14 protein-coding genes are annotated in these 15703 nt (G+C 35.5%); 8 read left to right on the top strand and 6 right to left on the bottom strand.

From position 1 onward, the window contains the following. Nucleotides 1–58 precede the first annotated feature (58 nt). The 5 genes from J2X31_RS11930 (at nucleotide 59) to J2X31_RS11910 (ending at nucleotide 3286) form a co-directional block, all read left to right on the top strand. Nucleotides 59–658, top strand: coding sequence for a lactate utilization protein B/C (locus J2X31_RS11930; RefSeq protein WP_310026985.1), 600 nt, complete (start codon nucleotides 59–61; stop codon nucleotides 656–658). A gap of 1 nt (nucleotide 659) precedes the next feature. Next, on the top strand, nucleotides 660–1493 hold the full coding sequence (locus J2X31_RS11925; protein WP_310026984.1) for a phosphatidate cytidylyltransferase: 834 nt from the start codon (nucleotides 660–662) through the stop codon (nucleotides 1491–1493). After that, nucleotides 1477–2139 carry a phosphatidylserine decarboxylase family protein gene (locus J2X31_RS11920; protein WP_310026983.1) on the top strand — a complete coding sequence of 221 codons (663 nt, stop codon included), beginning with the start codon at nucleotides 1477–1479 and terminating at the stop codon, nucleotides 2137–2139. Before J2X31_RS11925 ends, J2X31_RS11920 begins: the two co-directional genes overlap by 17 nt. Before the next feature lie 3 nt (nucleotides 2140–2142). Beyond that, nucleotides 2143–2418, top strand: coding sequence for an acyl-CoA-binding protein (locus J2X31_RS11915; protein ID WP_310026982.1), 276 nt, complete (start codon nucleotides 2143–2145; stop codon nucleotides 2416–2418). Nucleotides 2419–2500: 82 nt separating this feature from the next. Next, a complete protein-coding gene (locus tag J2X31_RS11910; RefSeq protein WP_310026981.1) occupies nucleotides 2501–3286 on the top strand; it encodes a superoxide dismutase in 786 nt (261 codons plus the stop codon). A gap of 115 nt (nucleotides 3287–3401) precedes the next feature. On the opposite strand, the gene J2X31_RS11905 is transcribed toward J2X31_RS11910, so the two are convergent. Beyond that, nucleotides 3402–6035, bottom strand: coding sequence for a valine--tRNA ligase (locus J2X31_RS11905; protein ID WP_310026980.1), 2634 nt, complete (start codon nucleotides 6033–6035; stop codon nucleotides 3402–3404). Between the two features lie 381 nt (nucleotides 6036–6416). Here J2X31_RS11905 and J2X31_RS11900 point away from each other — a divergent pair, with 381 nt between their 5' ends. Beyond that, nucleotides 6417–6854, top strand: coding sequence for a DUF1573 domain-containing protein (locus J2X31_RS11900; RefSeq protein WP_310026978.1), 438 nt, complete (start codon nucleotides 6417–6419; stop codon nucleotides 6852–6854). 49 nt (nucleotides 6855–6903) lie between these two features. Here J2X31_RS11900 and J2X31_RS11895 read toward each other — a convergent pair whose 3' ends face one another. The 3 genes from J2X31_RS11895 to J2X31_RS11885 all read right to left on the bottom strand — a co-directional run bounded on the left by J2X31_RS11895 (nucleotide 6904) and on the right by J2X31_RS11885 (nucleotide 10894). Further along, the gene (locus J2X31_RS11895; RefSeq protein WP_310026977.1) at nucleotides 6904–7791 is read right to left on the bottom strand and encodes an OmpA family protein; all 888 of its coding nucleotides are present in this window, start codon (nucleotides 7789–7791) and stop codon (nucleotides 6904–6906) included. A gap of 31 nt (nucleotides 7792–7822) precedes the next feature. Next, a complete protein-coding gene (locus J2X31_RS11890; RefSeq protein WP_310026975.1) occupies nucleotides 7823–8605 on the bottom strand; it encodes an OmpA family protein in 783 nt (260 codons plus the stop codon). A gap of 99 nt (nucleotides 8606–8704) precedes the next feature. Then, entirely contained in the window at nucleotides 8705–10894 is a 2190-nt protein-coding gene (locus J2X31_RS11885) for a glutamine synthetase III family protein (protein ID WP_310026974.1), read from the bottom strand. Nucleotides 10895–11171: 277 nt separating this feature from the next. Here J2X31_RS11885 and J2X31_RS11880 point away from each other — a divergent pair, with 277 nt between their 5' ends. Both J2X31_RS11880 and J2X31_RS11875 read left to right on the top strand, forming a co-directional pair. Beyond that, nucleotides 11172–11438, top strand: coding sequence for a hypothetical protein (locus tag J2X31_RS11880; protein WP_310026972.1), 267 nt, complete (start codon nucleotides 11172–11174; stop codon nucleotides 11436–11438). Between the two features lie 220 nt (nucleotides 11439–11658). Next, entirely contained in the window at nucleotides 11659–14028 is a 2370-nt protein-coding gene (locus J2X31_RS11875; protein WP_310026970.1) for a glycosyltransferase, read from the top strand. A 102-nt stretch (nucleotides 14029–14130) separates the two neighbouring features. On the opposite strand, the gene J2X31_RS11870 is transcribed toward J2X31_RS11875, so the two are convergent. Both J2X31_RS11870 and J2X31_RS11865 read right to left on the bottom strand, forming a co-directional pair. After that, nucleotides 14131–14652 carry a hypothetical protein gene (locus J2X31_RS11870; protein ID WP_310026969.1) on the bottom strand — a complete coding sequence of 174 codons (522 nt, stop codon included), beginning with the start codon at nucleotides 14650–14652 and terminating at the stop codon, nucleotides 14131–14133. Nucleotides 14653–14723: 71 nt separating this feature from the next. Continuing rightward, nucleotides 14724–15701, bottom strand: a complete 978-nt coding sequence (locus J2X31_RS11865; RefSeq protein WP_310026968.1) for a T9SS C-terminal target domain-containing protein — start codon at nucleotides 15699–15701, stop codon at nucleotides 14724–14726. Between the last annotated feature and the right edge of the window lie 2 nt (nucleotides 15702–15703).

The following is a 15703-nucleotide window of genomic DNA, read 5'->3' as shown; positions in this document are numbered from 1 at the left end:
AGATTTTTTTATCTTTGAACGTTCTCAAGTCACAAATCTAGTAGTTGAATAATTTTATATGAGTCTTTTTAAGAAATTTTTTGGTTCTGGTAACGATTCTTCCGATGAGGAAAAAGACAGCGACTACAACCCTTTTTCATTAGATAACACGCCTATCGATGAATTATTTACCTTGAATTTTAAAAAAAATGGAGGTAAATTCTTGTATTGTGAAAATATCGGAGAAGTAAAAACCCATTTTGAAGACATTCTTGAAGAGAACGATTGGTTCGAAAGTGAAGCGGTTTGTTATGAGCCGAAACTTTTTAACCTTTTAGAAGAAAATAAACTAAATTATACCAAACCTGAAAATCCTAAATTTCTTTTGGCTAGTTGCGAGAACTTAATCGCAGACGAAGGTTCTATCCTTTTTTCATCAAACCAAATTAAGCAAAACAAACCACTTGAATTGCCAGCTAATATTATCATTATGGCAACAACAAGTCAAATTATTGCTAACAAAAGTGATGGTTTGAGAGAAATTAAAAAGCGGTACGAAACAAATTACCCAACGAATATCACTACTATTAAATATTTTGAAAAAGCAAAAGAAGAAGATTTCCTCCATTACGGAAGTGTCGCTAAAAACCTTTATTTATTGCTTTTAGAAGATCTTTAAGATGAATGAAACACTAAAGAGATCGATTTCTGGTGCTATATACATCGTTTTACTAATAGCTTCAATCCTTTATTCCACAGAAAGTTTTTTTATTCTTTTTGGTATTTTTTTGATTATTGCAGTTTATGAGTTTTGCGAATTGGTTCATCTCAATAAGATTTTTCCAATCTTAATAGCCATTTCTGCTTATGGAAGTGTTGCTTATCTATCAGTAAATAAAATAAAATTAAGCCAAAACTTCGACCTTACACTACTCCTTGCAACTTTAGTTGTTTCTATAAAATGTATTATTTTTTTATTCGACGATAAGAAAACTAAAATTGATGCAATTTCCAGATATGTTTATTTATTTGGATACATCATTCTCCCCTTTATTATTATTACCAAAATTCCTTTCGGAATAAAAGGATACAACCCGAAAATTATCATCGGAATCTTTATATTGATCTGGACAAATGATACCTTTGCCTATATCGTGGGAAAATCAATTGGAAAACATAAATTATTCGAACGTATTTCTCCAAAAAAAACCATTGAAGGTTTCCTTGGAGGGATTATCTTTGCGGTAATTGCAAGTTTTTTAATTTCCAAATATTATATTGAAGGAGGGAAAATTGCACAGAACATTTGGATAGGCTTTGCTATCATTGTTGGCCTTTTCGGAACAATTGGCGACTTGATTGAATCAAAATTTAAACGAATTGCTGGCGTAAAAGACAGCGGAAAAATAATGCCGGGCCACGGAGGCATTTTAGATCGATTAGATAGTGTTATATTTGTAGCACCCTTTATATTTTTATTTTATCAAATTTTAAACTATGTTACATTTTCATAAAGAAGGCGCGAAAACTATTTTAGGAGCTTGTTTGCTTACAGTTGCAATAGTATTTGCAGCGGATTATTTTTTTAAGGAAAACTTTTGGTTGTTGAAAACAGTCCAAATCATAGCATTGGTATTCCTTATCATCATTCTTCAATTTTTTAGAAATCCGAACAGAAGCATCCGACCAGAAGATAGAACTTTAGTAGCTCCTGTTGATGGAAAAGTGGTTGTCATTGAAGAAGTTTACGAAAGTGAATATTTCAAAGACAAACGGTTGCAGGTTTCAATCTTTATGTCGCCAATAAACGTTCACGTGACAAGATATGCAGCAAGCGGAAAAATTAATTTCAGCAAATACCATCCCGGTAAATTCCTTGTGGCTTGGCATCCAAAAGCAAGCGAGGAAAACGAAAGAACGACTATTGTAATAGAAACACAAGAGTTCGGTGAAATATTATACCGCCAAATTGCTGGTGCTCTTGCAAAGAGAATCGTAAATTATGCTGTAGAAGGAACTCAGGTAGTTCAAGGAGATGACGCAGGTTTTATCAAATTTGGTTCGAGAGTCGATTTATTTTTGCCTTTAGGTACGGAATTAAATGTAAAACTAAATGAAGTTGTCAAGGGAAACAAAACCATAATTGCTCAGAAATCATAAACAATGTCTGATAGAGATTTAGAAACTCGGTTTCAAGAAGCTGTTGAAATTGCTTCAAAAATGTCGCAAGCATCCTTGCCCCAAGATGTTCAGTTGCGTCTTTATGCCTATTACAAACAATCCACTTTTGGAACCATTGATTACAACCAAGCTAATAGTAATTTTGACTTGAGAAATGCTTTCAAAACCAATGCCTGGATGCAAATCAGCCATCTTTCGGTTGAAGAGGCAAAGGAATTATATATTGAAGCAATTCATTCCATAACTGAAAAGGAATAACATTAAAACGTTAATCATTTTTAAAAATTTATTTCCTTTTTCAATTAAGCCCTATCTTTATACAACACTAATTTTTTTAATTATGAAAAAGACAGTTTACTTTATTTCAAGCCTTGTTTTGGCAGTTTCGTTACAATCTTGCAACGATAAAAAACTCCAAGAAGTCGAAGTTCCGCTTCCTGAAAAAGAAGTTACCAATGCTCCAATGGGAAATCCAGCAGATGTTATGGCCGATGAAGGAACTTTTAAAATGATCCCGCTTCCTTATGCTTATGATGCTTTGGCTCCTTATATTGATGCCAAAACGATGGAAGTTCACTTTTCAAAACATCATTTGGGATACACCAATAATTTGAACAAAGCAATTGCTGGAACTGCACTTGAGAAATTAACTATCGAGGAAATTCTGAATAAGTTAGATTTAGAAAATAAAGCGGTTAGAAATAACGCTGGTGGATATTATAACCATAATTTCTTTTGGACCGTAATGGGACCAAACGGTGGTGGAGAACCAACTGGAGCTTTGGCAGATGCCATCAAGAAAGACTTTGGTTCTTTTGCAGATTTTAAAACCCAATTTACCGATGTTGCAACTAAACAATTCGGTTCAGGCTGGGCTTGGCTTTTGGTTGATAAAGCTGGTAAATTATCAGTTGCTAGTACCGCAAATCAAGACAATCCTTTGATGCCGAATATTGGTGTAACGGGAACTCCTGTTTTGGCCCTTGACGTTTGGGAACACGCTTATTATTTGAACTATCAAAACAAAAGAGCTGATTATATCGATGCTTTTTTTAGTGTAATCAATTGGAAGGAAGTTGCTAAAAAGTTTGATAGTGCTAAACCAAAAACTGCTGTAGCACAATAAATTTTAAGATTTATATTTCAAATGCTCCTTTTTCTAGGGGCATTTTTTTATTGATTTTATTCATTAAAAAAAGTCCCAAATTAATGGGACTTTTCTATTTTTGTGAAAATAAATCTTACTTCAAACTCGCCAAACTCTGCTCGATTGTAGCAATCTTAGACAAAGCATCGGCTTCTTTTTTACGTTCATTTTCAATGATTTCAGGTTTTGCATTGGCAACAAACTTTTCGTTTGAAAGCTTCACCTGAACTGATTTCAAGAATCCTTTGATATAATTCAATTCTTCAGAGAGCTTTGCAATTTCCTCGTCAACATTAATGTTTCCTGCAATCGGGATGAAATATTCATTTGATTTTACACGGAACGACAAGGCTGAATCTACTTTTTCTGAAACGTATTGAAAAGAAGTAATGTTTCCTAATTTGATGATAACCGAATCAAAATAAGTTGAAAACTTATCGTTATTGATTACTTTCAATTCGATTGTATCTTTGAACGGAATGTTTTTATCCTTTCTGATACTTCTCACACCGGAAATTACTTCAATAGTAGTTTCAAAATCAGTAATCAAATCGGCATTGAATGGTTTTGATTCCGGCCAAGTTGAAATAATCAAGGCTTCTTCTGTGCTTCTTTCTTTTATCAAATGCCAAATTTCTTCTGTCAAGAATGGCATAAACGGATGCAATAACTTCATATTATTTTCTAGCATTTCTATCGCTTTCGCAAAAGTAACGCTGTCGATTGGTTGTTGGTAGGCCGGTTTAATCATTTCCAGAAACCACGAACAGAAATCATCCCAAACCAATTTATATATTCCCATCAAGGCATCAGAAATCCTGTACTTCTCGAAATTATCTTCAATTTCAGCCAATGTCTGATTCAGTTTTGCTTCGTACCATTCGATTGCGACTTTCGATGATTCTGGTTGTGAAATTGAATCCGAAACTTCCCATCCTTTAATCAATTTGAAAGCATTCCAAATTTTATTAGAAAAGGCTTTTCCTTGGTTGCAAAGTTCCTCATCAAACATAATATCATTTCCGGCAGAAGCACTCAAAAGCAATCCTACACGAACGCCATCAGCTCCAAATTTTTCAATCAAGCCAAGTGGATCTGGAGAATTTCCTAATGATTTCGACATTTTTCGTCTTTGCTTGTCGCGAACCAATCCTGTCAAATATACATTGTTAAAGGGTTTCTCACCTGTATATTCATAACCTGCTATAATCATTCTGGCTACCCAGAAAAACAAGATATCCGGACCTGTAACCAAGTCGTTTGTTGGATAATAGTATTTGAAATCTTTATTTTCTGGTTCTAAAATGCCTCCAAAAACGGCCATTGGCCATAACCAAGAAGAAAACCAAGTGTCGAGTGCATCAACGTCTTGTTTTAAATCTTTTGTTTCAAGTTTAAAGTTTGATGTTTTTTCCTGTGCTAATTTTAAGGCATCTTCAATATTTTCGGCAACTACGAAATCTTCTTTTCCGTCGCCATAATAATAGGCTGGAATTTGCTGACCCCACCAAAGCTGACGTGAAATATTCCAATCGCGGATGTTTTCCAACCAATGACGGTAGGTATTGTCAAACTTTTTTGGGTATAATTTAATTTCTTCGGTTTCTAAAACCGCCTTGATGGCTGGCTTTACCAATTCTTCCATCTTCAAGAACCATTGGTCGGACAAACGTGGTTCGATAACCGCTTTTGTTCTTTCAGAAGTTCCTACTTTATTCAGGTGGATTTCGGTTTTGGCCAAACTTCCGTTTGCTTCAAGCTCTTTTGCAATTTCTTCTCGAACTACAAAACGGTCTTTTCCTTGGTAATGCAATCCGAAGGAATTCAAGCTTGCATCGTCGTTGAAAATATCGATTACTTCAAGATTGTGCTTGTCGCCTAACGCTTTATCGTTTACGTCGTGAGCCGGAGTTACTTTCAAACAACCAGTTCCAAATTCGATGTCAACGTATTCGTCCTCGATGATTGGAATTATTCTTCCTGCAATAGGAACGATTGCTTTTTTCCCTTTTAAATGTGTAAAACGCTCGTCGTTTGGATTGATGCAAATGGCAGTATCTCCAAAAATGGTTTCCGGACGCGTTGTTGCAATCGTTAAAAATTCTTCCGAACTCTCGATTTTATATTTTAGGAAATATAATTTTCCTTGCTGTTCTTCGTAATTTACTTCCTCATCTGATAAAGTTGTTTTTGCTTCCGGATCCCAGTTTACCATTCGGTAGCCACGGTAAATCATTCCTTTGTTGTATAAATCAACGAAGGATTTGATTACAGAAGCCGACATATCTGGATCCATTGTAAATTTTGTTCGGTCCCAATCGCATGAACAACCTAATTGTTTTAGTTGTTCCAAGATGGTTCCACCGTATTTATCGGTCCATTCCCAAGCGTGTTTTAGGAATTCTTCACGTGACAAATCATTCTTGTTGATGCCTTCTTTTTTAAGCTTATCTACTACTTTTGCTTCGGTTGCAATGGAGGCGTGATCGGTTCCTGGAACCCAACAAGCGTTGAATCCTTTTAGTCGGGCACGACGGATTAGAACGTCTTGAATGGTGTTGTTGAGCATGTGTCCCATGTGCAAAACTCCCGTCACGTTTGGCGGTGGAATTACAATGGTGTAAGGTGTCCTGTGGTCGGGTTCTGAATGAAAATAATTGTTTTTCATCCAGTAGTCGTACCATTTTTGCTCAATGGCTTTGGCGTCGAATTGTGATGGAATTGTCATTTTTGTTATACGTTATATGTTATACGTTGTAAGTTATACGGTATTCGTTGTAAGCTAGACGTTGTTTGTTTCTCTATTTGCTCTTTTATATTTTGTCCTGAAGTCTCGGGACGGGAATATGGTTTTATTTTTCTAGCCCTGATGGTTGCAAAATATCCTTTTGTTCTGGGGTTCAGAACAAAAGATATTTGCATCCAGCAGGAATATGGTTTCTGAAAAAGCCCAAGCGATTCGCTCCTAAAAATAGAAATTAAACTTTTGGTACTCTTTTTGTAATGGATACAAAAGTAAATAATTAACGGAGTATAAAAAATTAACTTTAATAATTTGTACTTTAATTAAAAGAAAGTAAATTTACCTAACCGAAATAACTATTTTACAATGAAAAAATTATTACTTTTATTAGCTTTTGTTGGTGCTAGTGCGACTGGATTGGCACAAACTGGACCGAAAATCGAGTTCACGGCGAAGGACAATACGATTGATTACGGAACGGTTTCGAAGGAAACGGATAATGGTTTGAGAAGTTTTGAGTTTAAAAATACGGGAAATGCTCCTTTGATTATTTCGAATGTGCAGTCAACATGTGGTTGTACGGTTCCGTCGTTTCCGAAAGAGCCGATTTTACCGGGAAAAACTGGGAAGATTGATGTGAAATACAATATGGCTCCAGGTGCGATTCGAAAAACGATTACGGTTGAGTCGAACGCTGTGAATTATGATGGCGGAAAAGTGCCATTGAAAATCAAGGGTGAGGTGATTGTGAAAAAGGAAGTGAATCCTTTGGAGAAGAAAAAATCGATTTTAGAGAAGAGCTAATTTGAGCTTTAGGATATAGAAACTGTCAGAAATGGCAGTTTTTTTTGTTTTAATTTTCAAGGATTAAGATTTCTACTCTTCGGTTTCCTGCACGTTCTTCTTCTGATTTTTCTGGTAATGGGTAGATAGGTTGTGTACTTCCGAAGCCTTTGAAGGTTACTCTGGTTTTGTCGATTCCTTGTCCTACTAGGAAATTTTTGATGGCTTTTGCTCGTTCTTCGGAAAGCTTGCCTTTATTTGATGGATTGCAACAAATGTGGCCTTGAATTTCGATTTTTAGCGTTGGATTGTTTTGCATTACAAGCAATAATTCATACAATTTCCCTCTTGATTCGTTGACGATTGCGAAGGTATTGAATTGGAAATTTAGGTTTTCTATTTTTAATTTTTCTCCTGCTTTTGATTCGTTTACTTGCTTCATAAAATTTACATCAAGCATGTATTCAGAGGTTGTTCCGTTTGGATTGCTTATGGAAATTTTATCGGGATAATTCGCAACTGGTTTGGGTTTTACTTCAGCTACTTCTGCCTTTTTGATGCCTAGAATTTCATCTTCACGAGCTAAATCTTTTTCAAGAATATAATAGATAGTTACTTTTCTGTTCTCGGCTTTTTCTCCTACTTGTGAATGGAGCTTTCCAAAGCTTCTTGTTTTGAAATCTTCTCTAATTTTTACTTTTCCAGCGATTTCGTTGAAAATAAAACTCACCCGTTTTTTGGCTAAAGTATCATTGAAACCTACACTTCCATCTTCATCAGTGTAACCGTTTATGGCGACGATTTTCACTTCTTTGTTGGCTTCCATCCAAGTGTTTAATTTACTTATTTCGGCTTTTTGCAATTCAAATTTATTGCTTTCGAAGAAAACAGAAAATTGTTCCTGTGAAAATCCAGAAACAGCAATAAAAAACAATACTATTGAAAGATATTTTTTCATTTTAATATAGAATGTATGACGAATGTAGGTATTATTTACTGATTACCATAATTTCCACCCTTCTATTGGCGTCGCGTTCTTCTTCGTTTTTTTCGGGTAAAGGGTAAATTGGCTTGGCACTTCCGAAACTTTTAAAGCCCAATCGGTTTTTATTGATGCCGTTTTGGATTAAGAAATTATAGACCATCTTAGCCCGTAATAATGCGATTTGGTGGGAATCGTCAAGCATACAGCAAATGTGACCGTGGATTTCTATTTTTAGATTTTCATTGGCTTTCATAATTTGCAATAAATCCTCAAGAATAGGTCGGGATTCTACTCTAACAATATCGCTATGGTTGTAGAAGTTTAGGTTTTCGAGTTTGAGCTTCTCCCCTACTTTAGATTCGGTGATTTGTTTTGAAAGCTTGGAATCTTTGGGAGGTTCAACTTGTTCCGGTTTCTTTATTTGTTTATAATAAACAATTGCCTTCCTATTTTCGCTTTGTACTTTTGATTGTTGAAAGTTTTCTCCAAAACCGATTATTTCAGCATTTTTGACATTGAAATTATTAGATTTAAGTGTTGACAGAACTGAATTTGCTCTTCTTAAAGACAAATCCTTGTTATATTCATCTGTATCTACAAAATCACAATAGCCTTCAATTTTTGTAACCTCGATCGAATCGATAGATTCCAGCCAATTGTTTAATTTTTGAGTGGATTTTTCGTTTGGAATGTCTTTATCAAAATCAAAAAATAAGTCTATTTTTTCTTGAGCTGATAAGGGGTTTATACATAAAAATAATAGTAGGATGAAGTAGTTTCGTTTCATTTGGGTATTTTTATACTAAACGATTGGTTTGGGATATTATTATATAAAAAAAACACCTGCAAATAGAAACTTGCAGGTGTTTTAGATATTTAGAAGAAATTATCGTGTGAACAATAATTCTCTGTATTTAGTCAATGTCCAAGTTTCGTCATCCACTAAAAGCTCTAATTTATCGCAGTGTTCTCTGATTACTTCGAAGTATGGTTTCACTTTGTCACAGTAGGACTCCGCCATTTTATAACCGTCAGTCAAGGCGTTTGCTTTTTTTCTAGCCTCGGTCATTGCTTCAACATTGGTGTTGATACCTTCGATATGACCCGAAATTTCTCTGATCAGAACGATTTGCTCCTTACCGATTTTTTCAAATTCCGATCCAAAGATTTCTTTCAAACCTTTTACGTTTTCAATCAAGGTGTTTTGATACTTGATAGCGGTTGGAATCACGTGATTTCTAGCGATATCGCCAAGAACTCTACCTTCGATTTGGATTTTCTTGGTGTATTCTTCCAATTCGATTTCGTAACGGGCTTCCACCTCAACGTGGTTCATAATCTTCAAATCGCTGAACAAATCCAAAGCTTGTTTAGACACTTTTGCTTTTAGAGCCGATGGAGTAGTTTTGAAATTGCTCAAACCTCTTTTCTTGGCTTCTTTTTCCCAAGCTTCGCTGTATCCGTCGCCTTCGAAGAGGATATTTTTTGAAGTCTTGATGTATTCTCTCAATACATTAAAGATGGCTTCGTCTTTCTTCAAATCTTTTTTCTCGATTAAAGTATCAACTTCTTTCTTGAAATCAATCAATTGTTTTGCAACGATTGCGTTTAAAGTCGTCATTGCATTCGCACAGTTTGCAGATGAACCAACGGCTCTGAATTCGAATTTATTTCCTGTAAAGGCAAAAGGAGAAGTTCTGTTTCTGTCCGTGTTATCCAAAAGAACATCTGGAAGTTTCCCAACAACGTTCAATTTCAAATCTGTTTTTTCCTCTGGAGATAATTTTCCGTCCGATACACCTTCTAGGTTTGACAGAACTCTTGTCAATTGTTCTCCGATGAAAACTGAGATAATTGCCGGAGGAGCTTCGTTAGCACCAAGCCTGTGGTCGTTACTTGCTGTTGCAATTGCAGCTCTCAATAATGACTCATAAGTATCAACCGCTTTGATAGTGTTTACAAAGAAAGTCAAGAACTGTAAGTTGCTCATTGGTGTTTTTCCTGGACTCAACAAATTTACTCCAGTATCTGTTGCCAATGACCAGTTGTTGTGTTTTCCTGAACCGTTCACTCCTTTGAAAGGTTTTTCGTGGAAAAGCACTTTAAAGTCGTGACGTTCTCCTACTTTCTGCATCACATCCATCAATAATGAGTTGTGATCTACTGCAAGATTCGTCTCTTCGAAGATTGGAGCCAACTCAAATTGGTTTGGAGCCACCTCGTTATGACGTGTTTTTACTGGAATTCCAAGATACATACACTCTTCTTCCAATTCACGCATATAATTCAAGGCACGAGAAGGAATTGAACCAAAATAATGATCGTCCAATTGTTGTCCTTTTGCAGAAGTATGTCCCAAAAGTGTTCTTCCAGTCATGATGATATCAGGACGAGAATTTGCCAAAGAGCTGTCGATCAAGAAATATTCTTGTTCCCAACCTAAAGTAGCCGTTACCTTTTTTACATTCTTATCAAAATATTTGCAAACTTCTGTTGCAGCTTCGTCAATTGAATTTAAGGCTCTCAACAAAGGTGTTTTATAATCTAATGCTTCTCCTGTATAAGAAATAAATACAGTTGGAATACATAAAGTTGTTCCGAAGATAAAAGCTGGAGATGTTGGGTCCCAAGCCGTATAACCACGAGCTTCGAATGTGTTTCTGATTCCTCCATTTGGAAAACTAGAAGCATCTGGCTCTTGCTGAACCAATTGAGCTCCACCAAATTTCTCTAATGGATCGCTACCGTCATAAGACGTTTCGAAAAAAGCATCGTGTTTCTCGGCTGTTGTTCCTGTTAGGGGTTGAAACCAGTGGGTATAATGTGTCACTCCTTTAGAAAGAGCCCATTCTTTCATACCCATAGCGATATAATCGGCTAATTTTCTGTCAATTTTTGTTCCGTGTTGCACGGCATCCTGAACTCCTTTGAAAGCATCTGAAGTCAAAAATTGCTTCATTGCCTTGTTATTAAAAACATTTGCACCGAAGATGTTTGATTTTCTATCGGCTTCTTCAAATTTAACTGGTTTTCTGCTGGAAGCTTCTTTTAGAGCCTGAAAACGTAATGTTGACATAAAAATAAAGTTTTAAAAGTTATAACACCCCTATTAATTCGATGCAAAGATATTATTTTTTTAAACTTGAAAAACAAATACCCTATTTTTTTAGGGGTAAAAATGATTTTTTATCAAATTAAAGTGAAATATCGGAATTTTAGCGGAGAATAATCCTTTACTATCATTATATAATTACCAACATAAAGTTAAATACGTTAAATAATGCATAATCAATTTCATCGCTAGTTTATTTATGGGTAACTTTAGAAAACAAATTGCTAAACAAAATAAATTTATGAGTAACAAGAAATTAATTATAGGAGTGGCATCGGGAGTTGCTCTCCTAACTGCTGTAGGAATTCTTTTATACAAAAAAAAGAAAACTAAAAAAGAAAGATTTATTGACGAGGCTGAACATCTTGCTGAAAACTTTAAAAGCAAATTAAATAACCTACAGCGAAAAGCTCAAAAAGAATTCAAAAATGTTTCGTCGAGTGGCGAGGAGTTGACCAATGTAGCAAAAGAGAGAGTAAATGACTGGTTGAGTAAGGCAGGCAATTGATTGCATTTAAAGCATGCATACTTAAACAATACACCTAAAAGCTTTACAATTATGTAAGGCTTTTTTGTTTAGTCTTAAATGTTAAAACACGAATTCTGTAATATTTTTAAAATATCCTATAACTGTTCAAAGCAATTTTTAGGGAATTTTACTAAATCTGATAAGCTACCCTGATTTCTCCTTTCATCAGATAAATTAAACCTACTAAAATTGCACAAAAATGGAAAATGCTAATCTTTACAACAAAACTGGAAGCTTGAAATTTATACCACTTTCTTCAAAAATAACAACCGATTTTTTTTCGGAAAAGAAAAAACCTTCGGAACAAACGCTCCCCGAAATATTATTCTTGACAACCTATCCTCCTCGTGAGTGTGGGATTGCCACTTATTCTGAAGACTTAATCAAAGCTTTGAGAAATCAGTTTGTATATTCGTTTGACATTCAGATTTGTGCATTGGAAAGCAAAAAGGAAAAACACACCTATAAAAATAAGGATGTAAAATACATATTGGACACTTCGGATGCTCAATCTTATAAAGACTTGGCAGAAAAAATCAATGCCGACAACAACATCAAAGTGGTTTTGTTGCAACATGAATTTGGATTGTTTTCTGAAGGCGAAACTCATTTTCTTGAATTCGTATCAAACGTAAACAAGCCGATTGTTTTTGTATTCCATACGGTTCTTCCAAGACCCGACGAAGTATTCAAGCAAAAAGTGCAACATTTATTGGATCATGCTTCGGGAATTATCGTAATGACAAATGGTGCTTCGGAAATTCTTTCTAGAGATTATGTTGTGGAAGGAGCTAAAATTAGCGTGATTCCTCACGGAACGCATTTGGTTCCGCATTTAGATAAAGATGATTTGAAGGAAAAATATGGATTACAGAACCGAAAAGTGCTTTCAACCTTCGGTCTTTTGAGTTCCGGAAAAAGCATCGAAACAACACTTGAAGCCCTTCCGAAAATCATCAAAACTTCTCCGGAAGTGCTTTTTCTAATCATCGGAAAAACTCACCCGACAGTTGCCTTAAACGAAGGCGAAATCTATCGTGAATTTCTTCAGGAAAAAATCATCAGCTTGAATTTACAGAATCACGTTAAATTCATCAACAAATATTTGCCTTTGGACGAACTTTTAGAATATCTGCAACTGACAGATGTGTATTTGTTTACTTCCAAAGATCCGAATCAAGCCGTTAGCGGCACCTTTGCCTACGCTTTAAGCTGTGGATGTCCTGTGGTTTCTACACCTATTCCGCATGCTGTTGAATTTTTAGCAGGCGATACTGGATTGCTATTCGACTTTGGAAATTCCAACGAATTGGCAGAATGTGTCAACCGACTGTTATTTGATGTTCAACTAAAAAGAAACATTATCTCAAACGGATTGCATAAAATTACATGTACGGCTTGGGAAAATTCGGCTGTTGCACATGCTCAATTCTTGCAAAAAGTTTCAGAAAATCAGATTGAGCTTCATTATAGAAATCCTGAAATCAATTTAGACCATATTAAGAAAATGACAACCGATTTCGGGATGTTGCAGTTTTCAATTCTGAATCAGCCTGATATTAATTCTGGTTACACGATTGATGACAATGCAAGGGCAATGATTGCAATGTGTCAGCATTATAAAATGACACAGGATCCATCTGATTTGAAATACATTAAAATATACTTGGATTTTATAGCCTATTGTGAGCGACCTGACAACCAGTTTTTGAATTATGTTGATTATAATAAAAATTTTACGAGTCAAAATGCCGAAGTGAATCTTGAAGATTCAACCGGAAGGGCCATTTGGGCTTTGGGATATTTGATTTCGCTTTCGCATATCATCCCTGAAGAGCTTACCAACAAGGCCGAAAGCATATTTGAAAGAACTTTTGAATGTTCGAAAAATACACATTCAACCCGATCAATGGCCTTTATCATAAAAGGATTATACTACTATAATAGAACCGTTGAAAATGAAAATGCCATCGAGCTTACTAAAATTTTGGCTGACCGATTGGTTCAAATGTATCGTCATGAATCTTCTCCAGGATGGGAATGGTTTGAAAGCTATCTGACGTATGCCAACAGCGTTTTGCCCGAAGCCTTATTATGTGCTTACACGATGACCGATGATTTGAAATATAAAATCATTGCAAAAGAATCGATGGATTTCTTGATGGCAAAAACTTTTACAGATGATGCCATAAAAGTAGTGAGCAACCGAAGCTGGGAAATAAAAGGACAAAAAACGGAGGTTTATGGCGAACAGCCTATTGATGTTGCTTATACCATCATTACTTTGAGAAAGTTCCACGACATCTTTAAGCACAAGGATTATTTGGAGAAGATGGAAATGGCCTTCAACTGGTTTTTAGGAAACAACCATTTGCAACAAATCATCTACAACCCTTGTACAGGCGGATGCTTTGATGGCTTGGAAGAAACCAATGTGAATCTTAACCAAGGTGCTGAATCAACCGTTAGCTATTTGATGGCAAGATTGATGAGCTATAAATATTTTGGCAATGAGAATAATATTTACCACAGAAGAAAAACGAAAGCATTTAGAATGCAGGAATTGTAATAATTTTTTTTAGACACGAATTTTCAGAAATTTAAATTGTGTCTTATGAATAAAAAAGGGAAACATTTACGTTTCCCTTTTTTATGCTTTCTAAAATAAATTTTAGTTTAAAATCTTAATATTGCTGTCGTCAATTCCGTAGGCTTCTATTACGGCATTATAATCTTCAAAGTTTACTGCATTTCCGCCTCTTGAAAAATAACCAGGAACGATAACAATTCTGAAGGTTTGATTGTTGATGAACTGTGGTGTAGTGGCCAAATTATAAGTTCCTCCAGCATAAATTGTAAAATCTACTCTGCTAAAATCAAAATCATAATCCAATTCTCCTTCGTTTAAGAATAACGTTCTTGGAATCAACTGCCAGATTGGAGTTTGAGGATTGATTGTTCCTGTCATTCTGTAAATCAAGATGTTGTCTGAATCAAAAATTGCTGGATTCAAATCTCTTCGAATCATGTATTCATTTTGGTTCAATTGGAAATTCACATTTTGAAGTTCAAAAACTTCACTTTCTACGGAAGCTCCGTCTAGCCCGTCTCTTCCCGGAGGTCCTTGATCACCTTCACAACTTTGTAGGACGGTCATTGCAACTACTGCTAATAGTAAAAATATACGTTTCATAATTTATAAGAATTTATTGGTTTATAAAAGTATTTCAAAAACCAAACCAAAAAAAAGTATTTAAGATAACTTTAATGGTTTTCGCTGTTGATGTACAATTGAAGGAACGAACTCAAATCCAATTGATGCAATTGCTGTGGATTGTTGATGATCGGTTTCATCCGAAAATGTTCGTTGGAAATGTAGTACAGCAAGCCATTTTCGGTTGCAATTCCTTCCACTTGATGGTAGGGCATTGCAAGGGTAATTTTTCGTTTGTTGCCCGAAAAAAAATCGGTGTTCTTGTAATCATATAAAAGGTAAACAAAAGGCTTTAGCTGTTTGCTGTAACCGCATAAAGCGATGAGTTTTTTATCTTCGAGATAGGTTGCTCCTGTAATTAATCCGTTTACATCCAATTCTGATTTGAATTTGGCGGTATAGCTTCCGGGAAGTTTAGGCAACACATATAAAGCCGTCTTTTTGCCTGTCCATTGTTTTGTAAAAAGATAGATGCTGTCCTTGCTAACGATAAAAGCTTCGCAATCAAAATCAGTCGTATTGGCTTTGCTTCGGATGAACTCAACTTGATTGGAATAGGCAAACGCGATGGTATCCATCTGCGGGTTATTTGCCTTGAGCGACATTTTCGCTATTCTTATAATTTGTAAATCTTTGCGAACTCCACTTACATTATTACCAAAATTGCCGATATAGAAATAAGCACTGTCTTGCGAAATCTCTTCCCAATCGGTGTTTTTGAGTCCGTTCAAAGGATAACGGCCTATTATTTTTCCTATGGTGTCGAGAGCATAAATGTTAATATCGGTATCATCGTTATGGGTCCACAATTGATTTTCGAAATAAACCAATCCCGAGGTTTCATTCAGAGTGTCGGATAAGGTTACAGAAAAAATAGGGTCGATCTTTATATTTTCATAGAGGCAACTTCCGTCGTTTAAAATTGCCGATGGATTGTAGTTTTTCGCCAAAGCATCCGTGCAACCTGCGAGTTGTGCTTCTGCCGAAAGGCTTATAAAAAATAATAAAAAGAGGAAACTGTATTTCATAA

It is taken from the genome of Flavobacterium arsenatis, from assembly GCF_031456785.1.
GTDB lineage: Bacteria > Bacteroidota > Bacteroidia > Flavobacteriales > Flavobacteriaceae > Flavobacterium > Flavobacterium arsenatis.
This window is presented reverse-complemented; position numbering and strand designations above follow the sequence as displayed.